Annotated in this window: 19 protein-coding genes; 12 read left to right on the top strand and 7 right to left on the bottom strand. The window is 69.4% G+C overall.

Translation table 11 applies throughout. The features are described from left to right. Positions 1-107 precede the first annotated feature (107 nt). The 6 genes from KX816_11585 (at position 108) to KX816_11560 (ending at position 5,972) form a co-directional block, all read left to right on the top strand. Positions 108-419, top strand: a complete 312-nt coding sequence (locus KX816_11585; GenBank protein QXQ04938.1) for a hypothetical protein — start codon at positions 108-110, stop codon at positions 417-419. An 86-nt stretch (positions 420-505) separates the two neighbouring features. Continuing rightward, entirely contained in the window at positions 506-1,732 is a 1,227-nt protein-coding gene (locus KX816_11580) for a hypothetical protein (protein QXQ04937.1), read from the top strand. Between the two features lie 114 nt (positions 1,733-1,846). After that, entirely contained in the window at positions 1,847-3,256 is a 1,410-nt protein-coding gene (locus KX816_11575; protein ID QXQ08528.1) for a circularly permuted type 2 ATP-grasp protein, read from the top strand. Positions 3,257-3,265: 9 nt separating this feature from the next. Further along, positions 3,266-4,210, top strand: a complete 945-nt coding sequence (locus KX816_11570; GenBank protein QXQ04936.1) for an alpha-E domain-containing protein — start codon at positions 3,266-3,268, stop codon at positions 4,208-4,210. 17 nt (positions 4,211-4,227) lie between these two features. Then, complete coding sequence (locus KX816_11565; protein QXQ04935.1) at positions 4,228-5,154, top strand: transglutaminase family protein; 927 nt, start codon at positions 4,228-4,230, stop codon at positions 5,152-5,154. Positions 5,155-5,201: 47 nt separating this feature from the next. Beyond that, complete coding sequence (locus tag KX816_11560) at positions 5,202-5,972, top strand: peptidase (GenBank protein QXQ04934.1); 771 nt, start codon at positions 5,202-5,204, stop codon at positions 5,970-5,972. 146 nt (positions 5,973-6,118) lie between these two features. Here KX816_11560 and KX816_11555 read toward each other — a convergent pair whose 3' ends face one another. Then, a complete protein-coding gene (locus tag KX816_11555; GenBank protein QXQ04933.1) occupies positions 6,119-7,312 on the bottom strand; it encodes an MFS transporter in 1,194 nt (397 codons plus the stop codon). Positions 7,313-7,477: 165 nt separating this feature from the next. On the opposite strand from KX816_11555, the gene KX816_11550 reads away from it, so the two are divergent. Then, entirely contained in the window at positions 7,478-8,254 is a 777-nt protein-coding gene (locus tag KX816_11550) for an SDR family oxidoreductase (GenBank protein QXQ04932.1), read from the top strand. Between the two features lie 24 nt (positions 8,255-8,278). Here KX816_11550 and KX816_11545 read toward each other — a convergent pair whose 3' ends face one another. Further along, positions 8,279-8,980, bottom strand: coding sequence for an SIMPL domain-containing protein (locus KX816_11545; GenBank protein ID QXQ04931.1), 702 nt, complete (start codon positions 8,978-8,980; stop codon positions 8,279-8,281). An 83-nt stretch (positions 8,981-9,063) separates the two neighbouring features. Beyond that, positions 9,064-9,333, bottom strand: a complete 270-nt coding sequence (locus tag KX816_11540) for a GlsB/YeaQ/YmgE family stress response membrane protein (GenBank protein QXQ08527.1) — start codon at positions 9,331-9,333, stop codon at positions 9,064-9,066. 201 nt (positions 9,334-9,534) lie between these two features. On the opposite strand from KX816_11540, the gene KX816_11535 reads away from it, so the two are divergent. Genes KX816_11535 through KX816_11520 form a run of 4 tightly spaced genes read left to right on the top strand, consistent with a single transcriptional unit; the run spans position 9,535 to position 16,394 of the window. Next, positions 9,535-10,743 carry an efflux RND transporter periplasmic adaptor subunit gene (locus KX816_11535; GenBank protein ID QXQ04930.1) on the top strand — a complete coding sequence of 403 codons (1,209 nt, stop codon included), beginning with the start codon at positions 9,535-9,537 and terminating at the stop codon, positions 10,741-10,743. Positions 10,744-10,746: 3 nt separating this feature from the next. After that, entirely contained in the window at positions 10,747-13,839 is a 3,093-nt protein-coding gene (locus tag KX816_11530) for an efflux RND transporter permease subunit (GenBank protein ID QXQ04929.1), read from the top strand. A 14-nt stretch (positions 13,840-13,853) separates the two neighbouring features. Further along, complete coding sequence (locus KX816_11525) at positions 13,854-15,269, top strand: DUF445 domain-containing protein (protein QXQ04928.1); 1,416 nt, start codon at positions 13,854-13,856, stop codon at positions 15,267-15,269. 12 nt (positions 15,270-15,281) lie between these two features. After that, complete coding sequence (locus KX816_11520) at positions 15,282-16,394, top strand: lipase family protein (protein QXQ04927.1); 1,113 nt, start codon at positions 15,282-15,284, stop codon at positions 16,392-16,394. Here the strand turns inward: KX816_11520 and KX816_11515 are convergent. Then, a complete protein-coding gene (locus tag KX816_11515; GenBank protein QXQ04926.1) occupies positions 16,391-17,587 on the bottom strand; it encodes a pyridoxal phosphate-dependent aminotransferase in 1,197 nt (398 codons plus the stop codon). The two genes, KX816_11520 and KX816_11515, sit on opposite strands and share 4 nt — an antisense overlap. Positions 17,588-17,641: 54 nt before the next feature. Beyond that, a complete protein-coding gene (pabB, locus tag KX816_11510) occupies positions 17,642-19,402 on the bottom strand; it encodes an aminodeoxychorismate synthase component I (protein QXQ04925.1) in 1,761 nt (586 codons plus the stop codon). 62 nt (positions 19,403-19,464) lie between these two features. Between pabB and KX816_11505 the strand changes: the two genes are divergently transcribed. Then, positions 19,465-19,797: a ribose-phosphate pyrophosphokinase gene (locus KX816_11505; protein ID QXQ08526.1), complete on the top strand. Its 333-nt coding sequence runs from the start codon at positions 19,465-19,467 to the stop codon at positions 19,795-19,797. 3 nt (positions 19,798-19,800) lie between these two features. Here the strand turns inward: KX816_11505 and KX816_11500 are convergent, their stop codons facing one another. Next, a complete protein-coding gene (locus KX816_11500; GenBank protein ID QXQ04924.1) occupies positions 19,801-20,739 on the bottom strand; it encodes a zinc metallopeptidase in 939 nt (312 codons plus the stop codon). A 64-nt stretch (positions 20,740-20,803) separates the two neighbouring features. Beyond that, on the bottom strand, positions 20,804-21,757 hold the full coding sequence (locus tag KX816_11495) for a S1/P1 nuclease (protein ID QXQ04923.1): 954 nt from the start codon (positions 21,755-21,757) through the stop codon (positions 20,804-20,806). Between the last annotated feature and the right edge of the window lie 9 nt (positions 21,758-21,766).

Raw genomic sequence — 21,766 nt, 5'->3', positions numbered from 1 at the left:
TACGGTAGCGCAACGCCGGCCCCGCGACATCGTGGCCGCGCATCCGAGCGCGGCGGTGCCGGTTGGAGCGAGTGCCGAACGATCGGCTTTCATTTCACGGAGTTACCATGCCTGCTCGTTTCACCACTACCGCGAACGCCTTCGAGAAGGGCATCGAGAAGACCAAGCCCGACGCCGGAATCAAGCTCATCGAATATTGGGAAGAGGCCCTGTCGTCGGTCGATATTCCCGGCACCAAGGGCATTGCCCGCGACCTCGAGGCGCTGAAGAAAGCACTGGGCAACGAGACCCCGGACGAGGAGCGGATCAAGAACCTGCTCGGCAAGCTGTCGGAGGAAGTCACCAAGATCGCCGGTCGCACCGAGGGTGCCGTCCAGCCCAAGCTCAACGACCTCGGGGAAGCTTTGAAGGCGGCCTGAGTCCGCGTCCCCAACCCATCGCGGAAATCATTCATCCTGTCGTCAGCGCCAACAGTCGACTACGGCGTTGACGACAGGAGAATCGATTGACTTTCCGCCCAGCTTTTCTTGCCGTCCTGCTCGTCGCCGGTGCCCCGGCTTTCGGTCAAGGGATGTCGACCTACGACGACCGGCGCGCCGGTTATGTGCAGCGCGACGACCGCGAGATCGGCTCGGTTTTCGAGTTCGAGGCACCGCTGGCCCGCTTCGGCAGTTGGGTGCCGTCGCGTTATGGTCGCGCGTGGCATCCCCGCGTCTCGCCGGATTGGCGTCCGTACACTGTCGGCCGCTGGGTCGACGGACCCGACGGCCAGACCTGGGAGAGCGACGAACCCTGGGGCTGGGCGACCTATCACTACGGCCGCTGGGGTTTCGACGACCGCTGGGGCTGGGTCTGGGTGCCCGATACCGAGTGGGCGCCGGCGTGGGTCGCGTGGCGCGACGGCGACGATTATTCCGGCTGGGCACCGCTGCCGCCCCGGTCGGGCTATGGCTATGATGTCGACGCGTGGGATTATTCGCAGTGGTACGCGCCAAGCTGGATCTACGTGCCGCGCGGCGCGCTGTACCGGCGCAATGTCGGGTCGGTGGCGCTGCCGTGGCGGAGCGGGCGCAGCTACTGGAATGTAACGCGCGGCTCGTATCGCGACCGTGATGCGTCGCGCTCTTACGGCGGTCAGCGCCGGCAGGGCGGCCTCGACGGGGGGCGTCCGAACTGGCACGGCGGGCCGCCGCCGGGAAGGGTTCGCCCGGGTCGGCCACCCGAAGCCGGAGTTTCTCCGGGTCGGGTGGCCCCGCAGGACAGGCGTCCGCAAGGCCGCCCCGAGGGGTTGGATCGTCCCGGCCGCGACCAGGCCGATCGCCCCCAGGATGCGCGTCCCGGGCGCGACCGTCCTTCTGGCGATTGGCAGGCGACGCCACGCCCGGATCGCCGGCCGGGCTATGTGCCGTTCGGCAGTGATCCGGGCCAGCCCCAGCCTGGTGCAGGTCAGGGCCGCAACCGGCCCGGTGCCAACGCGGGCAACAACGGCGGGCCGGGCAATAACGGTGGCGCCGGCAACACTGGCGGGCGCGGCGGACGCGGCGGCGCAGCTGTCGCACCAGGTGGTGCACCGGCCCCTGTGGCGACCCCGCGGCCGCGTCCAGCGCCGCCGCCGGCCGCTGCGCCGCTGCCTCCGCAACAGGCCCGTCCAGCGCCGCCGCCGGGATCCCCGGCACGACAGCCCCGCGCGAACCCGCGCATGGGCCGCGAGGAATTGCGCAAGCCTGATTAAGGCCGCGTGACAAACGGCTTGCGCAGCCCTGTCGCACTGCACACAATGCCTTGACCGGTAAAGCTGCCGGAAACCGACGGGGATAATTTGGCCAAGCCAGCTGCTTTCGACGAGATGTTCGGCCATGCCTCCGCGGGCGGCGAGACGGTGCGCGATGCCTATTGCGCTATTCGCGAATGGCTCGACGCCAGCCCGCAGGCGCTCATGGAGACCCGCCGCGCCCAGGCCGAGCTGTTCTTCCGCCGCATCGGCATCACCTTCGCGGTCTACGGCGACCCGGACGCCGCCGAGCGCCTGATCCCCTTCGACATCGTGCCGCGCATCCTCCGCCGCGAGGAGTGGACGACGCTCGACAAAGGTCTGCGCCAGCGCGTCGGCGCGCTCAACAGCTTCCTCGCGGACATCTACGGGGCGGGCGACATCCTCCGCGCCGGCATCCTGCCCGCCGAGATGGTGCTGCAGAATCCCGGCTACTGCCTGCCGATGATCGGGCGGCGGCCGGCGAACGACATCTGGTGCCACATCGCCGGCATCGATCTTGTCCGCACCGATGCGCACGAGTTCTACGTCCTCGAGGACAATGCCCGGACGCCGTCGGGGGTGTCGTACATGCTCGAGAACCGCGAGGTCATGCTCAAGCTGGTCCCGGAGCTGTTCCACGCGGTCAAGGTCGCGCCGGTCGAGATCTACCCGGAGCTGCTGCTCGAGACGCTGCAGTCGGTCGCGCCCTACGGCAGCGGCAACCAGCCGGTGGTCGTGCTGCTGACACCGGGACAGCACAACAGCGCCTTCTACGAACACAGCTTCCTCGCCGACAAGCTGGGCATCGAGCTGGTCGAAGGCAGCGATCTTGCGGTCAAGGACGACGTCGTCTTCATGCGGACGACGCAGGGCCCGCGCCGCGTCGACGTCATCTACCGGCGGCTCGACGACGCCTTCATCGACCCGCTGGTCTTCCGCCCGGACTCGATGCTCGGCGTGCCCGGGCTGATGAACGCCTATGCCGCGGGCAACGTGACGATCTGCAACGCGCCCGGCACCGGCGTCGCCGACGACAAGGCGATCTACAGCTACATGCCGGAGATCATCAAATTCTACACCGGCGAGGAGCCGATCCTCAACAACGTGCCGACGTGGCGGTGCCGCGAGCCGGAGGCGCTCGGCTATGTCCTCGATCACCTGAGCGAGCTGGTAGTCAAGGAGGTCGACGGTTCGGGCGGCTACGGCATGCTGGTCGGGCCGCACGCCCCCGCTGCGACCATCGCCGCCTTCGCCGCCAAGCTCCGCGCCCACCCCGAGAAGTTCATCGCCCAGCCGACGCTGGCGCTGTCGACCTGCCCGACATTGTGCGACTCCGGCATCGCACCGCGCCACGTCGACCTCCGGCCGTTCGTGCTGAGCGGCGCCAACGGCGTGCGGATCGTGCCGGGCGGGCTGACCCGGGTGGCGCTCGACCCGGGGTCGCTGGTGGTGAACTCGTCACAGGGTGGCGGGACCAAGGATACATGGGTCGTCGATGATTGAGCGCGCCGGATGCTGAGCCGTACTGCCGGCAATCTTTACTGGGTCGGACGCTATATCGAGCGCGCCGACTTCCTGTCGCGCCTGATCGAGGCGACGCTCCGCCTGTCGTCGTTGCCCCAAAGCTATGGCGGCGCGACCAATGCGTGGGAAAGCGCGCTGTCGGCGGCGTGGATGACCGCGGCGTACAAGGAGCGCGGGCTGGCGATCGAGGAGGACAGGGTCGTCGCCTTCCTCGCCATCGACCCGGAGAACCCGAGCTCGATCCGCCGCTGCATCGAGATGGCGCGCGCCAATGCCCGCTCGGTGCGGACCGCGCTGACGCTGGAGGCGTGGGAGGCGATCAACGGCGCCTGGCTCGAGATGCAGAAGTTCGGCACCAAGCTGGTCGACCGCGAGGCGCTGGTGGCGCTGCTCGAGATGGTCAAGGCGGCGATGCAGTCCTTCGACGGTGCCGCCCACCGCTCGATGCTGCGCGGCGACGCTTATTGGTTCATCCGCCTCGGCTCGGCGATCGAGCGGGCCGACAACACCGCCCGCGTTCTCGACGTGAAGTATCACCTGCTGCTGCCGCGCGGTGAGACGGTCGGCGGCTCCCTCGACTATTTCCAGTGGACCACGATCCTGCGCACCGTGTCGGCGCTGACCGCCTATCGCTGGGTCTATCGGGACTCGGTCAAGCCGTGGCTGGTCGCCGACCTGCTTATCCTGAACCAGCAGATCCCGCGCAGCCTCGCCAGCTGCTACGGCGACGTGCTGCGCTACCTCGACCTGCTGGCCAATGCCGCAGGTGGACGCCGCGGACCGGCGCATCGCCTGGCGTCGGCCGAGCATGCGCGCCTCAAGGGCCTCCGCATCGAGGGCATCTTCAAGGACGGTCTGCACGAGTTCCTGACCGAGTTCATAAGCGAGAACAACCGGCTCGGCGATGCGATTGCCGCGTGGTATCTGTTCTAGGCAGGCCGGGGGGGCACGTGCGCATCAAGGTCGATTACACCACCGTCTACGATTACACGCTGCCCGCGAGCGGCGTCGTCCAGCTGCTGCGCGTCGAGCCGCACGGCCACGAGGACCAGTCGGTGCTCGACTGGCGCATCGATGTCGACGCCGACGGCTCGCTGCGGCGTTCGACCGACGTGTTCGGCAACATCGTCCACGCCTTCTACGCCGAGCAGTCGATCACCCGGCTCAGCCTCAACGTCAGCGGCGACGTCCAGACCATCGACACCGGCGGCGTCATCCGCGGCTCGAACGAGCCGCTGGCCCCGCCGATCTACCTGCGCTCGACGACGCTGAGCACCGCCGACGCCGCGATCTGCGCCTTTGCCCGCAGCCATCGTCTCGGCACCCCGCTGGAGACGCTGCACGGCCTGATGCTCGCGCTGAACGAGCGCACCGCATTCGATGCGGACGCGACCGGCACCGGCACCGATGCCGCGACCGCCTTTGCCAGCGGGCGCGGTGTCTGCCAGGACTTCACCCACATCTTCTGTGCCGCGGCGCGCCACCTCGGCTACCCGGCGCGCTACGTCTCCGGGCACTTCGTCAACGCGGAAACCCAGCCCGCCGGCCACGCCTGGGCGGAGGCCTATGTCGACGACCTCGGCTGGGTCGGCTTCGACGCCACCCACGGCATCTCGACCAGCGAGCGCCATATCCGCGTCGCCGTCGGGCTCGACTACCTCGACGCGGCCCCGGTGCGCGGCGCGCGGCGCGGCGGTGCCGAGGAGACCATGCGGGTCGAGGTCAACGTCGTCGACGTGAGCGCACCGGCCCCGAGCTTCGGTGGCAGCTCCCAGCGCCAGAGCCAAGGGCAGGGCGGCCAGAACCAGAGCCAGGGTGGCCAGAGCCAAAGCCAGGGCCAGAACCAGGGCAGCTTCGATCCGGGGTTGCAGGAGTGACCGGACAATGGGACAGCCTCGCGCCGTCCACGCATGAGGTTACCGCGATGACGTACTGCATCGGCGTCCTCGTCAAGGACGGGCTCGTCATGATGGCCGACACCCGGACCAACGCCGGGGTCGATAACATCTCGACCTACCGCAAGTTGCGGATCTTCGAGACCCAGCCCGGACGCTGCCTCGCGGTCGCCAGCGCCGGCAGCCTGTCGGTGACCCAGGCCGCGGTCACTCGCCTGCAGGACGCGATGATCCTGCCCGGCGCGGACGAGCGCGACACCCTCGACAACGCGCCGTCGATGTTCCGCGCCGCGCAACTGGTCGGGGCGGCGCTGCGCGAGGCCAAGACGGTGATCGACGCGACCATCACCGACGACAAGATCGCCACCGGCGCCTCGCTGCTGTTCGGCGGCAGCATCGGCGGGCGAAAGCCCCGCCTGTTCCTGATCTACGGCAGCGGCAACTTCATCGAGTGCCAGCCCGATACGCCCTTCCTGCAGATCGGCGAGCACAAGTACGGCAAGCCGATCCTCGACCGGCAGATCAGCTATGACACGCCGATCCCCGAGGCGATCAAGGTCGGGCTGATCTCGTTCAACTCGACGATGCGCTCGAACCTCGCGGTCGGACTGCCGATCGACCTGCTGACCATCCTGCCCGGCAAATCGGAGCCGGCGCTCAACTATCGCATCGACGGCGACGACGCCTATTACCGCGAACTCGACGACCGCTGGAGCCGGGCGCTGAAGGCCGCCCAGATGGCGATCCCGACGCCGCCGTACGGCGGGCCGGACGCGCAAGGGGATCTGATGGAGCTGTAGGGCCTAAGCCCTCCCCTTGAGGGGAGGGTGCGAGAGACGGCGCTCTTGCGCCGGCCCGCGGGTGGGTTCTTCGTCGCGGACGCAGCACCCACCCCGCGGCCGGCTACGCCGTATCTCCGACCCTCCCCTTGAGGGGAGGGTGAGTATCAAGCCGGCTTCGCCGCGCCCTCGACCGTCGCGCCCCGCGCCCGCAGCATCACCGCCAGCACCAGTCCGACCGCGGCCACCACGCTCATCGCCAGATACCCGGCCGCCCCGACCCGGTCGTACAGCGGTCCCGACACCAGCACCGCCGCCGCATAGGTCGGCGCATTCGCCAGCCCCATGTAGATCATCTGCGCCGTCGGCGCCCGGTCGTCCCCGTGGATGGTCTGGATGAAGCGCATGCCGCCGAGGAAGGTGGCGGCGAAGCTCAGCGCGTGGAGCAACTGCAGCGGCACCAGCACCCACACCGGCGGCATTGCGGCGAGCGCGGTCCAGCGCACCACCGCGCCGATGCCGCCGACGACGATCAGTGTCTCCGGGCGGAAGCGCGACGACCAGCCGCCGAGGAACATCAGGAAACCGACCTCCGCGAGCACACCGACGTTCCACAGCAGCGCGATCGTCGAGCTCGTGAGCCCCTGCGCGTTGGTCCAGACCAGCGAGCCCGCGGTGTACAGGAAGGCGGCGCTCGCCTGGATCAGCCCGGCGGCGAAGATGAACAGCGTGAACGCCGGGTTGCGGAGCATGCCGAGCCCCGCCGACAGGCGCTCGCCGAAGGGGACGCGGCGCTCCTCGGCGGCCAGCACCGGCTCGCGCGGCATCCAGGCGGAACCGGCGATCATCAGCGTCGAGATCAGCAGCATGAAGCCCCAGATCGGCCAGAAGCTGCGCATCCAGTCGTTCATCAGGCCGACCGTGGTGGTGCCGACGACGAACGCTGCCGACGCGAGGCCGCGCGCGGTCCCGTAGGCGGGCTTGCCGGTGCGGGTCAGCCGCAGCAGCGCGGTCTCGACCACCGGCAGCAGGCCCCAGTACGCGATGTCGAGGATCAGGATCAGGACGAACACCGCCGCGAACCCGTCGAGGAAGTGCAGCACCGCGAAGCCGATGGTCAGCACCCCGGTGAACAGGAACAGCGGTGCGCGGCGGTCGCTGCGGCCGTCCGCCCACGCGGCGGTCAGCGGCCCGGCGACGGCGCGGCTGAACCCGGCGATCGCCAGCACGACGCCGATCTCGGCTCCGCTGAAGCCATGGACCTTCTCCAGCCACAGCGGCAGGAACGGCACCAGGCACCCGAACCCCGCGAAGAACAGGCAGGCGAGGACGGTCGAGCGAACGGCGGGTGAGGGGGACAAGCGGGACTCCGGGCGGGACGGGACCGACCATGGCGGCTTGTCTCGGTGTTGTCATCCCGGCGAACGCCGGGACCCGGTTGCCTTCCGCGCGCTGCCCGCCGAAGGAAGAAGAAAGCTGGGTCCCGGCATTCGCCGGGATGACAGTGTTCTCTTGGGGAGAAGACGATGCCGTTGCCCGAACTGTTCGACCTGACCGGCCAGACCGCCGTGATCACCGGCTCCTCGAAGGGCATCGGCAAGGCCATCGCGCACCGCATGGCCGAGCACGGCGCCAACGTCGTCGTCAGCAGCCGCAAGGCCGATGTCTGCGACGCCGCCGTCGCCGAGATCAACGCCGCGGTCGGGCGTGAGGCCGCCTTCGCCATCCCCGCCAACATCGCCGACAAGGCCAGCCTCCAGCACCTGGTGGACTCGACCATCGAGCGGTTCGGGCAGATCGACGCGCTCGTCTGCAACGCCGCGTCGAACCCCTATTTCGGGCCGCAGGCGGGCATCACCGACGACCAATTCGGCAAGATCCTGCAGAATAATATCGTCAGCAACCACTGGCTGATCTCGATGGTCGCGCCGGCGATGCGGGCGCGGAAGGCCGGCAGCATCACCATCATCTCGTCGGTCGGCGGGCTGAAGGCGTCCGACATCATCGGCGCCTACTGCATCTCCAAGGCCGCCGACATGCAGCTGGCGCGCAACCTCGCCTCGGAGTTCGGGCCCGACAACGTCCGGGTCAACTGCATCGCTCCCGGCCTGATCCGCACCGACTTCGCCAAGGCCTTGTGGGACAATCCCGAGATCCTGGAGGTCTCGACCAGCCGCGCGCCGCTGCGCCGGATCGGCGTGCCCGACGAGATCGCCGGCATGGCGGTACTGCTCGCGGCCAAGGCGGGCGGCTTCGCGACGGGTCAGAGCTTCGTCATCGATGGTGGGGCGACGGTGGTCTGACGAGGACCACCGCCGCGGCGCAGGCTACTCGAGTTCGAAGGTGACGTTGACGGTGACCGTCAGCGCGACCTCGCCCGGCACCACCGGCGTGTCGGCGGCCGCCATCTTGGAGGCGCGGGCCATCATCATCATCGGGCGCGGCGGCTCGGCGTCGCCGCTCTCGCTGATCGTCAGGATGCGCTTGATGCGGACCCCGGCGGCCTTGGCGTAAAGATCGCCGCGGGCGCGGGCGGTGGCGACCGCCTGGACGCGGGCCTCGTCGAGCGCCGCATCGCTGTCGTCGACCCGAAAGCTCGGCCCGCTGATCTGGTTGGCTCCGACGCTGACCAAAGTGTCGAGCAGGCGCCCGGCATCGGGCAGCTTGCGCAGCCGCAGCGACACCGTGTTGGTCGCCTGGTAGCCGGTCAGTATGGGGGCCTGGTTGTTCTCGTAGCGATACTGGGGCTGCAGGCTGAGGCCCGCGGTCTGGATATCGCGCTCGGCGATGCCGGCCTTGCGGACCGCGGCGACGACCGCCGACATGCGCTGGGCGTTCTCGGCCATCGCCGCCGCTGCAGTCGGCGCGGTGGTGACGACGCCACCCGACAGCTCGGCGACGTCGGGCACGCGCAGGGACTTGCCCTCGGCGGACACGCTGAGTGTCGGCACCGGGGTCACGGCCTGCTGCGCGGCGGCGGGCAATGCCGCGGCGAGGGCGATGATGGCGGCGGCGGTACGGATGCTCATGCGTGTCTCCAGACAGAAAAAGTGCCGCCACCCCGGCGGGATGGCGGCACTAGCCGTAACGAACTTTCCGGAACGTGAACGCGTTAGATCGTGGTGCCGCGGCCGCGGTTGATCAGGCGCCACAGCCACAGCAGGATGATCGCGCCGATGATCGCGCCGATGAACCCGGCACCTTCGCCCTCATGGTACCAGCCCAGCGAGCGACCGATGAAGGACGCCAGCAGCGCGCCAGCGATGCCGATCAGCATCGTCACGAAGATGCCGCCCGGATCCTTGCCCGGCATGATCGCCTTGGCGATCGCACCGGCGATAAGGCCGATGATCGCCGCCCATAGCCAACCCAACATTTTCAGACCCCTTTTGTCTGGTGGAACCGGAACGTTAACGCACAAACCGGCAGATGGGTGCGCGAGGTCGTCACGCGATGCATCAGCGCGGTCGACTGCGGCCTTGCGGAGCTTCGCAACGACCGGGTTTGACGTTATAAAAGCCTCTTGCCGCCGGTGCGTTATGCGTGTAATACAGCGGTTGATAGTTTTAGCGCGGGCGACTTGATGAACATGCACAATCCGATCGGGTCGGATGCGGCGGTTGCTGGCTTCGAGCTGCCCGGCACCGACGGCCCGCCCACGCGCAAATGGCGGCGCTATGCGCTGATCGGCCTGCTCGTGCTGGGTGTCGCGGTTGCAGCCTGGGCGCTGTTCGGGCGCGCCAAGCCGGCCGCGGTCGGCAAGGAAGTTGCCCCGCTGCCCCAGGTCACCGTAGTCGTTCCCGGCCGCACGCTGGTCCCCGACCAGGTGCGCGTCACCGGCTCGATCGCCGCCCGCCGTGACATGCCGGTCGGCGTGCAGGGCGAGGGCGGCATGGTCACCCAGGTCCTCGTCGACGCCGGCCAGTTCGTGAAGGCCGGGCAGACGCTGGCCCGCATCGACCGCAACGTCCAGGTCCAGCAGGCCAACGCCATGGCCGCCGGCATCGGTTCGGCCCGGGCCGACGCCGCGATCGCGCAGTCCGAACTCGACCGCGCCGGCAAGCTCGTCGACAAGGGTTTCATCTCCAAGGCCGACATCGACCGCAAGACCGCGACGCGCGATGCTGCCAATGCCAAGGTCAAGGTCGCGCAGGCACAGTATGGCGAGATGCAGGCCCGCCTCGGCCGCCTCAATATCCGCGCGCCGTCGGCGGGCCTTGTGCTGGCCCGCAACGTCGAGGCTGGGCAGGTGGTGAGTTCGGGCAGCAGCCTGCCGCTGTTCCGCATCGCCGAGGGTGGGGTTCTCGAGATGCGCGCCCAGGTTGCCGAGCAGGACCTCGCGCGGCTCAAGACCGGCTTGCCCGCGCAGGTCCGCCCGGTTGGCGGCGCGCAAAGCTACAGCGGCCGCATCTGGCTGGTCGAGCCGGTCGTCGATCCGCTCAGCCGCCAGGGCATCGCCCGCATCGCACTCGCCTATTCGCCCGGCCTCCGGGTCGGTGCCTTCGCCAACGCGACCGTCGCGGCGGGCGAGGCGACCCAGCCGGTGCTGCCGCAGTCGGCGGTGATGGTCGACGAGAAGGGCAGCTACGTCTTCCTGGTCGCGTCCGACGGCAAGATCGTGCGGCGCCCGGTCACAGTCGGTGCGGTCAATGCGGGCGGCCTCAGCATCGCCTCGGGCCTGAACGGCACCGAGCGGATCGTGCTCAGCGCCGGCGCGTTCCTCTCCCCGGGCGAGAAGGTCAAGCCCGTCACCGCGGCTGCGACCGTCGCTGCCGTCGACGCCGGAGCCTAATCGATGCGCAACATCTCCAGCTGGTCGATCCGGAACCCGACCTTCCCGATCGTGCTGTTCCTGGTGCTGAGTTTCCTCGGCATCGTTAGCTTCAACCGAATGGCGATCAACAACAATCCGGACATAAGCTTCCCGATCGTCCAGGTTACGGTCAGCCAGCCCGGCGCCGCCCCGACCGAGATGGAGAAGCAGATCACCCAGCGCGTCGAGGGCGCGGTGGCGTCGATCGGCAACGTCGAGCACATAACCTCGTGGGCGACCGAGGGCATCTCGGGTACCTCGGTCGAGTTCGCCGTCGGCACCCCGACCGACCGCGCCGTCAACGACGTCCGCGACGCGATCTCCAAGATTCGCTCCGACTTGCCCGAAGGCATCCTCGAGCCGGTCGTCGAGCGCCAGGATTTCGACGGCGGCCTCGGCCGCTATTCGGTCAAGACCACCGACATGACGCTGGAACAGCTCAGCTGGTTTGTCGACAACACCATCGCCAAGCGCCTGCTGACGATCCCGGGCGTCGCCGGCGTAAACCGGCTGGGCGGCGTCAGCCGCGAAATCCGCATCAACCTCGATCCCGGCAAGCTCCAGTCGTACGGGGTCACAGCGGTCCAGATCAATTCGGCGCTGCGAGCCCTCAACCTCGACGCCGCCGGTGGCCGAGCGCAGGTCGCTGGGGCCGAGCAGGCGCTGCGTGTCCTCGGGGGCGCGCGCACCGCGCAGGCGCTGGCAGACACCCAGATCGCGATCTCGGGTGACCGCATCGTCCGCCTTGGCGACGTCGCCGACATCAAGGACGGCACCGCTGAACAGCGCGCGCTGGCCCGGCTCGATGGGCGCGAAGTCACCGCGTTTTATATCCAGAAGGCCAAGGGCGCTTCCGAGGTCGGCTCGATGGACAAGGTCATCGCCGAGCTCGCGAAGATTTCCAAGGAGAACCCGCAGGTCAAGATCGACCTCATCGACGACAACGTCAAATACACCCGCGACCAGTACAAGGCCGCGATCCGCGCCTTGATCGAGGGCGCGGTGCTGGCGGTATTCGTCGTCTTCATCTTCCTGCGCGACTGGCGCGCGACCTTGATCTCGGCGCTGGCGATCCCGCTGTCGTGCATCCCGGCGTTCTTCTTCATGGACGCGATGGGCTTCACCCTGAACGGCCTCAGCCTGCTCGCACTCAGCCTCGTGGCGGGTATCCTCGTCGACGACGCGATCGTCGAGATCGAGAACATCGTCCGGCACATGCGCATGGGCAAGTCGGCGTGGCAGGCCTCGATGGATGCCGCCGACGAGATCGGGCTGGCGGTCGTCGCAACCACCATGGCGATCGTCGCGGTGTTCCTGCCGGTCGCGCTGATGCCCGGCATTTCGGGCCAGTTTTTCAAGCAGTTCGGCCTGACCGTTGTCGTCTCGGTGATGATGTCGCTGGTCGTCGCGCGGATGGTGACGCCGCTGTGCGCCGCCTATTTCCTCAAGGCGCACGGCGAGCGCGAGCATGCCGCGGGCAAGTCGATGCAGCGCTACATCGCGTTTCTCAAGTGGTCGATCCGGCACCGCTGGTGGACCGTGCTCGGCGGCGTGCTGGCGTTCGCGCTGACCATCTTCCTCGGCATGAAGCTGCCGCTCGCCTTCCAGCCGCCGGTCGACAGCGGCCAGTCGAGTGTCCAGATCGAGATGGCTCCGGGGGTACGTCTCGAGGACGTCAAGCGCGTCTCCGGTCAGGCCGCGGCGCTGCTTACCAAGCGCCCCGAAGTGGCGCAGGTGTTCGAGGCCATTGGCGGCGACGACGAGGTCCGCTTCGCCACCCTCAACATCAACCTGGTGCCCCGCGCCGAGCGCAAGCTGAGTACCGTCGAGTTCGAGCGCGACATGGCGCCGACCTTGCGTCAGCTGCCCGACGCGCGCGTCAACTTCCAGTCGCAGACTGGCGGCATCGGCGGCCATGATGTGACTGTCATGCTCGTCGGCGATGACCCGCTGCTGCTCCACAAGTCGGGGGAGCAACTGGTCAAGGGCATGCTCCGCCTGCCGACACTGCGTGACGCGCACATCGACGCCGACCTGCAGCGGCCCGAGATCGTGATCCGCCCGCACTTCGATCTCGCTGCCTCGATGGGCGTCTCGGTCGCGGCGCTGAGCCAGACGATCCGCATCGCGACGATCGGCGACGTGCCGCAGAACCTGGCGAAGTTCTCGCTGTCGGACCGCCAGATTCCGATCCGCGTCCAGCTGCCAGAGAGTGCGCGCGGCGACCTCGATACACTGCGCAACCTGCCGGTGCCGACGGCCAACGGCGCCAGCGTGCCGCTTAAGGTGGTCGCCGACATCAACTTCGGCGAGGGCGCGGTGAAGATACGTCGTTACAACCAGGGCCGGCGCATCGCCGTCGTCGCCGATCTTGCGCCGGGTGCGCAGGGCGGGGACGCGCAGAAGTCGATCCATGAGTTGCCCGAGTACAAGAACCTGCCGCAGGGCGTCGAGGAAGTCGCGGTCGGCGAGGCCCAGTGGATGGGCGAGCTGCTGATGAATTTCCTCTACGCGTTGATCTCGGGCATTCTGCTGGTGTTCGCGGTGCTGGTGCTACTGTACCGCCGCGTGCTGCCGCCGTTCGTCAACATGGCGTCGCTGTTCCTGGCGCCACTCGGTGCGGTGATTGCACTGATGATCTGCGGCTACGCGCTGTCGATGCCGGTGTTCATCGGGCTGCTGATGCTGTTCGGCATCGTCGCCAAGAACTCGATCCTTCTGATCGACTTCGCCATCGAGGAGATGCGGCTCGGCATCGACCGCGTCGACGCGATCCTCGACGCCGGCCGCAAGCGTGCCCAGCCGATCGTCATGACTTCGGTCGCGATGATCGCGGGGATGTTGCCGGTGGCGCTGGCTCTCGGCGGCGACGGTTCGTGGCGGCAGCCAATGGGGGTCGCGGTGATCGGTGGCATCGCGCTGTCGACGGTGCTGACGCTGATCATCGTGCCGGCGGCCTTCACCATCGCCGACGACATCGAGAAGTGGCTGGCACCGCGCTTTGGCAAGTGGTTCACCAATGGTGGCGAAGGGCGCGTGCCGCCGCCTCGCACCGTCGAGCTGCCCGCGGAGTGAGTTGATCCAGCCGAATGGCCGCTAGCCGCCCGGCCGCGTTCGCGGGCCTCAAGCCCTTCCGGATCGTCGACGCGACGACGCCGTTCCACCGCATGCGCCTGGTCGCGACGCTGCTGCTGGTCGCGATGGCGGGCGGCTGGATCGCGGTGCTGCTGGTGCGGCCGCGCTACCCGGAATACGCGGAACAGCTCGGCTATGTCCGGGCGTTTTTCGAAGCGGCGATGATCGGCGGGCTGGCCGACTGGTTCGCAGTAACGGCGCTGTTCCGCCACCCGCTCGGCCTGCCGATCCCGCACACGGCGATCATCCCGTCGAACAAGGACCGTATCGGCGACAGCCTGGCGCAGTTCCTCAAGGATAACTTCCTCACGCCCTCGGTCGTGGCGCGGCGCTTGGAGGGGATGGACCTCGCGGGGGCGCTCGGACGCTGGCTGACCGCCCCGCCGGGGCCCGCCGACGCCAAGGCCGGGCGGCTGCGCGCGGCGCTGTCGAAGCTGCTGCTCCAGTTTGCCGACGCGCTCGACGGCAAGGTCATGGCGCAGCTGATCGCGGTGACGGTCACCGACGGCCTGCGCGACCGCCCGGTGGCGCCGGTGCTGGCGCGACTGCTGCGGCCGCTGGTCGAGGCCGGGCGCCACGAGCCGCTGGTCGAAGCGATCCTTGCCGCCGCGATGAACACCGTCGACGCTCGGCAGGACTATATCCACGCCGCCGTCGCCGAGCGCGCGCCCAAGTACATGCCCGGCTTCGTCGACCGGGGCTATTCGCGGGCGTTCATCGACGGCGTCCAGGACCATCTGTTCGCGATGACCGAGGAGGCGGCCCGGCTCCAGGCCCGCGACGCCGCGCTGGTCGTACAGGGCTTCCGGGAGCGCCTGGCGGCGCACGAGGGCACCAGCGCGCCCCCCGAGCCGCCGGTGCATCGCGCGCTCGGCCGCGACCACCCCGACCGGATCGCGATCACCAACTGGCTGCGCGGCCTCGCCGACGACCTCGAGGACCCCGCCAGCACGGCGGCCGGCCACGTCGAGGCGGCGAAGCGCGAACTTCTCGATGCACCAGCGACGGGTGCGATGTTCGCGTCGCTGTGGGACACGGTGAAGGGAATGCTCGCCGAGATGATCGACGCGCCGCCCGGGGCTGGGCGAGGCCGCATCGCGCTCGCGGCGGGGGAGGTCGTGCTATCGAACGCGGCGCTGGCGGACGCCATCAACACGCTGGCACGCCGCACCCTGGTCAGCATCGTCGGCAGCTACGGCGCCGCGATCGTCCGGCTGGTCAGCGATACCATCCGCGGCTGGGACGCCGCGACCGTGACCGACCGGCTGGAGACCGCCGTCGGGCGTGACTTGCAGTATATCCGCATCAACGGAACAGTGATCGGCGGGCTGGTCGGACTGGCGATCCACGCCGCGGGAGCCGCAATCTAGGGGAGTGAACGAATGAGCATCAGGACCGTCGCTATTGTCGCAAGCCTCGGGCTCGCCACTCCCGTGTACGCCGTGCCCCCCGGCTCCATCGTCGGCTCCGTCCCCCTTGCCGGCGCTCCATCGGGAGCGTCCGCCACTCGCATCCACTACCGCTCGACGGACGCCGACGGCCGCCCGGTAACCGTTACCGCCGCCATCGTCATCCCCCGTGGCCGCGCCCCGACCGGCGGTCGCAACATCGTCGTCTGGGCGCACGGCGCGACGGGCGTCGCTGAAAGTTGCGGCCTGTCCGACAAGCCGGGCGTGTTCGCGCAGGTGGCCGGTCTCGACACGCTTATGGCGGCCGGCGATATCGTCGTCGCGCCCGACTACCAGGGCCTCGGCAGCCCCGGGCCACACCCCTTCCTCGTTGGCCTTGCTGCCGCGCACTCGGTGATCGACGCCGCGCGCGCCGCACGGGCGATGCCGGGTGTGAAGACCTCGGGACATTACGCGGTGTTCGGGGAGTCGCTCGGCGGATTCTCCGCCCTGTGGACGGGCAGCGAGGCGGCGCGCTACGCCCCCGAGATGACGCTGGTCGGGGTGGCCGCTGCGGCGCCGCCGACCGACCTCAAGGCGAACCTGACCGAGGGCAGCGCCGCCGCGGTGCGCGCTTTCCTGACCGCCTACACCGCGACCAGCTGGGAGCAGGTTTACCACCTGCCGGTCACGACGGTGGTCAAGCCGCGCTCCGCGTCGCTTATCCGCGCGCTGGCAAAGAACTGCGTCGCCCTCGACGGCTTCAAGCTGCGCACCAAGATCGGCATGCTGCGGCTGGCGGCCCAGCTGAAGGGCGTCGACCTCGCGGCGAACCCGCGCTGGGCGGCGCTGATGGAGCAGAACTCGGTGCCTGCCGGCCTGACCGTCCCGGCGTTCGTCGCGCAGGGCGCCGAAGATGTCATCGTCGCGCCGGCGGTGACGCGGAAGTACGTCGACCGCCTGTGCCGCGCCAAGGTCAGCGTGCGCTACGTGGCGATGCCGGGCAACCACGTGACGGCAGGCAAGGCCTCGGCACCGCAAGCCGCGGCGTGGATTGCCGACCGGTTCGTAGGCAAGCCCGCCCCGAACGACTGCGCGCGCCTCTAGACCAGCCGCCCGACCGCGCGCTGGATCCGCGTGCACGCTTGCTCGAGGTTGGACTCGCTCGTCGCATAGCTGATCCGGAACGCTGGCGAGCCGCCGAACGCCGCGCCGTGCACCACCGCGACGCCCTCAGCATCGATGAAGTAGGTCGCCACCGCCTCATCGTCGCTCAACACGATGCCGTCGGGCGTCGTCTTGCCGATCAGGCCGGCGCAGTCGGGGTACACGTAGAAGGCCCCCTCGGGCCGCGGGCAGCGCAGGCCCGGGGTCTGGTTGAGCATCGACACGACGAGGTCGCGGCGCTTGGAAAATGCCGCGTTGCGCGCGATCAGGAACGACTGGTCACCGTTCAGAGCAGCTGTCACCGCGGCCTGCGCGATCGAGCACGGGTTGGTCGTCGACTGCGACTGGATCTTGGCGATCGCCTTGATCAGCCACGCCGGGCCGCCCGCAAAGCCGATCCGCCAGCCGGTCATCGCGTACGCCTTCGACGCTCCGTTGACGGTGAGGGTGCGCTCGTAAAGCGCCGGCTCGACCTCGGCGATCGTCGCGAACTGGAAGCCATCGTAGACGATGTGCTCGTACATGTCGTCGCTGAGGATGTGCACCTGCGGGTGGCGCAGCAGCACGTCCGCGAGGCCACGCAGCTCGGCGGCGGAGTAAGCGGCACCGGTCGGGTTCGACGGCGAGTTGAGGATCAGCCAGCGCGTCTGGGGCGTGATCGCGGCCTCCAGCGCGGCTGGCGTCAGCTTGAAGCCGATGTCGATGCCGCACGGCACGATGACGGGGGTCGCGCCGGTGAAGGCGACGATATCGGGGTAGCTAACCCAGTAGGGTGCCGGGATCACGACCTCGTCGCCGGCGTCGAGCGTCGCCAACATCGCGTTGAAGATGGTGTGCTTGCCGCCGACGTTCACGGTGATCTGGTCGAGGCCGTAGGTCAGGTTGTTGTCGCGCTTGAACTTGGCCTGGATCGCGGCCTTCAGGACCGGAGTGCCGTCGACGTTGGTGTACTTGGTCTGGCCGTCGCGGATCGCCTTCATCGCCGCTTCCTTAACGAAATCGGGCGTGTCGAAGTCGGGCTCGCCCGCGCCCAGCCCGATGATGTCGCGCCCCTCCGCCTTCAGCCGCGCCGCCTTGGCGGTGACCGCCAGCGTCGGCGAGGGGTGGATGCGGTTGATGGCGGCGGACAGCATTGGCGAGACCCCGAGTAATGTGCGGGCACCGGATAGGCGCGCGGGGCCACAAGCTCAAGGAAAAGCCGGTGCCCCGAGGCGTGCGCGGATCAGGCCGCGGAGGGAATTGCCGATCAGGAAGCCGCCCACGAGGTCGGCGGCGGTGAGGCGGGCTTCGATCGCCCGTCCTTCGGTGATGAGTGCGGCGCGGAGCACACCGGGGAGCAGGCCCTCCCCGAGCGGCGGGGTCAGCATCCGCCTGTCCCGCTCGACGAAGACGTTGGTGAAGCTGCCCTCGGTGAGGCCGCCGTCGGGGCGAACGAAGACGACCTCGAAGCTGCCCGCAGCGCGGCGCGCGTCGTCGTAGAAGGCGCGGTCGCTGGTCTTGTGGCGGAGGCGCCAGTCGGAGGCGGCGACGGGGAGGGGCACGAGCTTTACCGCGACGGGCGCGGCGGGGGTCGGCGGCAGGGGGCTGGCCTGCACCGAGACCGCGCCGGAGCGGGCGAGGAGGAGACGGATGCGGCCTGGGTGGGACATGCGCTCCGTTGCTGCTGCCAGCGCCGCCTCCGTCGCCACGAGGTCGAGCCGGTGCCCGAGAAAACCCGCGCTCGCCGCCAGCCGATCGAGGTGCAGCTCGCGGTGCACTAACCCGATTCCCGGCTCGAAGCGCATCGTCTCGATCAGGTCGACCCGCGCGGGGGAGCGCGTCAGGAATGCACCCTTGGCGAGCGCTTCGGCCCACTCCGAGGTGACCTCGCTGTCGGCGACGATGCCGCCGCCGAGGCCCATGCGCGCGCCGCCGCCGGGCTGCATTGTCAAAGTCCGGATCGCGACGTTGAAGGTCGCGTCGCCGCTTGCGTCGATCGCGCCGATGCTGCCGGTGTAGGCGCCGCGTGGGGCGGCCTCGAGTTCGGCAATGACCTCGAGCGCGCGAATCTTGGGCGCGCCGGTGACCGAGCCGCAGGGGAACAGCGCCGCGAGCACGTCGACTGCGTCGATGCCGGAGCGGGCGAGTGCAGTGACGGTCGACGTCATCTGCAGGACGGTCGGGTAGCGTTCGACGGCGAACAACTGCGGGACCGCGACCGAGCCGGGCTCGGCGACGCGCGACAGGTCGTTCCTGAGCAGGTCGACGATCATCAGGTTTTCGGCGCGGTTCTTGGGGTCGGCGGCGAGTTCGGCAGCGGCGGCATCGTCGGCTGCGGCGGTCGCTCCGCGCGCGGCGGTGCCCTTCATCGGGCGGGTGGTCAGGGCGCGGCCGCTCAGGTCGAACAGCAGCTCGGGCGACAGGCTCAGCAGCCAGTCGCGGCCGGTGTGGATGAGGGCGCAATGCGGCGCGGCCTGGGCGCGGCGGAGGCGGCGGTACAGCGCCAGCGGGTGGCCGCGCGTCGCGACGTCGGCGGCAAAGGTTGCGTTGACCTGGTAGACGTCGCCTGCCGCGATCAACTCGGCGATGCGGGCGAGCATGTGGTCATAGGCAACACGTTCGATGCGGGGGCGGGCGGGACCGATGCTGGCGTGACCGGCGTCGAGGAGGGCGTCGGTGGCGGCGTCGTCGAAGGTCTCGACGCGGTCGAAGCGCGCAAACCAGACTAGGGGGAGGGCCGCCTGCCCCCCTCCCGTACCGGGAGGGGGGCACGAAGTGAGGGCGGCGCCCGCCTCGAAGCTGAGGAACCCGGCGCGGTTGCCGCCCATCGCGCGGACCGCCACCAGCGCTGCGCCGACCTCGCCCAGCTTCGCCGCCTCGACCACTACACCAACCTCGCTGAACAGCCGCGCCCGGCCCGCGCGGGCGTCGTCGAGCAGGACGAAGGGCTGGACGGGATCGAAGGCCATTGCGCGACGCCCATGCCATGCCTAGCGACTGGCGGCGAGATGCGGTGGGAGTGCAGGCCACGATGGACCCGGATCATGTCGCGGCGCTGCTCCACGCGCGGGCGCGGGCGGGTGAGACCGTGACCTATTCCGAAGTTCTCGGCGCGCTCGGCTACGCGTTCAGCCGCCCGAAGATGCGGGCGATGTGCAAGGTGCTCGAGACCGTCGACGCGGCCGAGCGCGGGGCCGGGCGGCCCGAGCTCGCAGTGCTGGTGGTGCGCCAGTCGGACGGGCTGCCGGGGCAGGGCTGGTGGCTCGGCGAGACCGATTACCGCGGGCTGTTCACCGGGCCGGAAGCGGCGGCGTGGGTGCGGGCGCGGCAGCGAGTGGCGTTCGACTGGTGGGGTGCGAACTAGCGCTCACCGACCTCCGAACGTATCGCAGGAGTCCAGTCGGCCACTTGCCAGCCCGGTCTTGAGCCACTGTACTCGCTGCGCGCTCGACCCGTGGGTGAAGCTGTCGGGAACGACGGTGCCGCGCGCCTGGCGCTGCAGTGTGTCATCGCCGATCGCCTGCGCGGCGGTGACCGCCTCCTCGATGTCGCCGTCCTCGAGGCGGCCGCTGTTCTTGGCCCAGACGCCGGCGAAGCAGTCGGCCTGGAGCTCGAGCTTGACCGACAGGGCGTTGCGCTGGCTTTCCGACGCACGCTCCTGCGCCGTCTGGACCTGGTCGGAGATGCCGAGCAGGCTCTGCAGATGGTGCCCGATCTCGTGCGCGACGACGTACGCGGCGGCCGCATCGCCCTTGGCGCCGAAGCGGGTCTGGAGCTCGTCGAAGAAGCTTTCGTCGAGGTAGACCTTGTGATCGGCGGGGCAATAGAACGGGCCCATCGCCGATTCCGCCGCGCCGCAGCCCGAGCGGGTCTGGCCGCTGAACAGCACGAGGCGGGGGCGGACGTAGGGCTTGCCGGCCTGTTCGGGGAAGACCTTGCCCCAGACATCCTCGGTCGAGCCGAGGACCTGGCGGACGAAGCGGTCGGTCGAGCTTTCGGAGCGTGCCGCGCCGGTGGCTCCGGTGGCGGGGGCGGTTTCCTGCGCCGGCTGGCCGATCTGGGGAGCACCGACACCGCCGCCGCCGACCAGCCCGCCGAGGCTGCTCAGGCCGCCGCCGAAGACCAGGAACAGCACCACCAGCACCGCGACGCCGCCGCAGCCGAAGCGGCTCATCACCATCGGCAGCAGGAACCCGAGGATACCGCCGCCACCGCCGAAGCCACCGCCGCCGCCGAAACCGAGCCCGCCGCCCTGGCCGCGCTGATCGTCGACGTTGTCGCTCTCACGTTGGTCGTCGAGTCGCATCCCGGTCCCCTCACTATAGCGTCGATATATCCCTGCCCGCAGCAACGCCCGCCGCGTGGTTCGGTTACCGTAGGGGCTTGGTCAACGCCGCGTCGAGCATCATCGCGAGGCGGACGCCGGCTTTCTCGATCTGGGTGCGGACGACCGGGGTTGCCGCGGCGATGTAGGCCTCGTCGACCTTGGCGCGCGGGCCGGCGACGGCAGCGGCGACAGCACCGAGGCTGTCGGCAACGGCAGCCTCGGCCGGCGCCAGCGAGGTCGCGGACGTCACCGGCGCAGGTGGCAGCAGGCAGCGGTCGGGGTAGTCGTGGAGATTGCCGTAAGTGACGTCCTTGGCCGCCTGCCAGCTTTCGCGAGCCCAGTCGGTGACATTGCCCTTGCGCCACTCGACGCGCTCGGCCGCGGTGACGGAGGCGGGGCCAACCACGGGCGGCTCCGTCAGCGCGCGCTCGGCAAGTTCGGTGTCCCAGATGTGGTGGAGGTTGAGCTTGCCGCCGGCCTTGGCGCCGTAGTCTGCGGGAACCTGGTTGCCGCCGCGGTCGCCCTTCTCGCCGACATGGAGCGGCTGGTGCACGTCGCCGACGAAATGCGCGAGGAACGCCAGCGCGGTGATCCTCTCCACGATGGGCCGGCTTTTGGTGGCGAGGATTTTGGCCTGCTTCGCAATCTGGGCGGTGACGCAATTGCCGTCGGGACAGGCTTCCTTGACGTCGAAGTCCATGCAGACGCTGATATCCTGGTAGTGCCACGGGAACGAGGACGCGAAGCGGTCGCCGAGGCCGCGGAGGCAGTCGGGCCAGACCGCGGCATCTTCGAGCGTCCGCAGCGGACAGGTCGGGGTGGCGACCTCGGCACCGTGGCGCAGCAGCTTCTTGATCGCGCGCCGCGTCTCCGGCCTGACCTCGGCAAAGGCGATCGTCGCGACCATGCGGTGGCCAAGCTCGCCCCACGCCAACACCGGAGCGGGCAGCGCGACGGCCAGCGCGAAGACGGGCAAGAGGAGGCGGCCGGGGCGCATCGCGGTTAC

The organism is Sphingosinicellaceae bacterium, from assembly GCA_019285715.1.
In the GTDB taxonomy this organism is placed as follows: domain Bacteria; phylum Pseudomonadota; class Alphaproteobacteria; order Sphingomonadales; family Sphingomonadaceae; genus Glacieibacterium.
This window is presented reverse-complemented; position numbering and strand designations above follow the sequence as displayed.

What these genes read in the sequence shown, in the direction of transcription:
- KX816_11585 (QXQ04938.1), top strand. Translation starts at nt 108, where the DNA reads ATGCCTGCTCGTTTCACCACTACCGCGAACGCCTTCGAGAAGGGCATC.
- KX816_11575 (QXQ08528.1), top strand. Translation starts at nt 1,847, where the DNA reads ATGTTCGGCCATGCCTCCGCGGGCGGCGAGACGGTGCGCGATGCCTAT.
- KX816_11570 (QXQ04936.1), top strand. Translation starts at nt 3,266, where the DNA reads ATGCTGAGCCGTACTGCCGGCAATCTTTACTGGGTCGGACGCTATATC.
- KX816_11560 (QXQ04934.1), top strand. Translation starts at nt 5,202, where the DNA reads ATGACGTACTGCATCGGCGTCCTCGTCAAGGACGGGCTCGTCATGATG.
- KX816_11550 (QXQ04932.1), top strand. Translation starts at nt 7,478, where the DNA reads ATGCCGTTGCCCGAACTGTTCGACCTGACCGGCCAGACCGCCGTGATC.
- KX816_11545 (QXQ04931.1), bottom strand. Translation starts at nt 8,980, where the DNA reads ATGAGCATCCGTACCGCCGCCGCCATCATCGCCCTCGCCGCGGCATTG.
- KX816_11535 (QXQ04930.1), top strand. Translation starts at nt 9,535, where the DNA reads ATGAACATGCACAATCCGATCGGGTCGGATGCGGCGGTTGCTGGCTTC.
- KX816_11530 (QXQ04929.1), top strand. Translation starts at nt 10,747, where the DNA reads ATGCGCAACATCTCCAGCTGGTCGATCCGGAACCCGACCTTCCCGATC.
- KX816_11525 (QXQ04928.1), top strand. Translation starts at nt 13,854, where the DNA reads ATGGCCGCTAGCCGCCCGGCCGCGTTCGCGGGCCTCAAGCCCTTCCGG.
- KX816_11520 (QXQ04927.1), top strand. Translation starts at nt 15,282, where the DNA reads ATGAGCATCAGGACCGTCGCTATTGTCGCAAGCCTCGGGCTCGCCACT.
- KX816_11515 (QXQ04926.1), bottom strand. Translation starts at nt 17,587, where the DNA reads ATGCTGTCCGCCGCCATCAACCGCATCCACCCCTCGCCGACGCTGGCG.
- pabB (QXQ04925.1), bottom strand. Translation starts at nt 19,402, where the DNA reads ATGGCCTTCGATCCCGTCCAGCCCTTCGTCCTGCTCGACGACGCCCGC.
- KX816_11505 (QXQ08526.1), top strand. Translation starts at nt 19,465, where the DNA reads ATGGACCCGGATCATGTCGCGGCGCTGCTCCACGCGCGGGCGCGGGCG.
- KX816_11500 (QXQ04924.1), bottom strand. Translation starts at nt 20,739, where the DNA reads ATGCGACTCGACGACCAACGTGAGAGCGACAACGTCGACGATCAGCGC.
- KX816_11495 (QXQ04923.1), bottom strand. Translation starts at nt 21,757, where the DNA reads ATGCGCCCCGGCCGCCTCCTCTTGCCCGTCTTCGCGCTGGCCGTCGCG.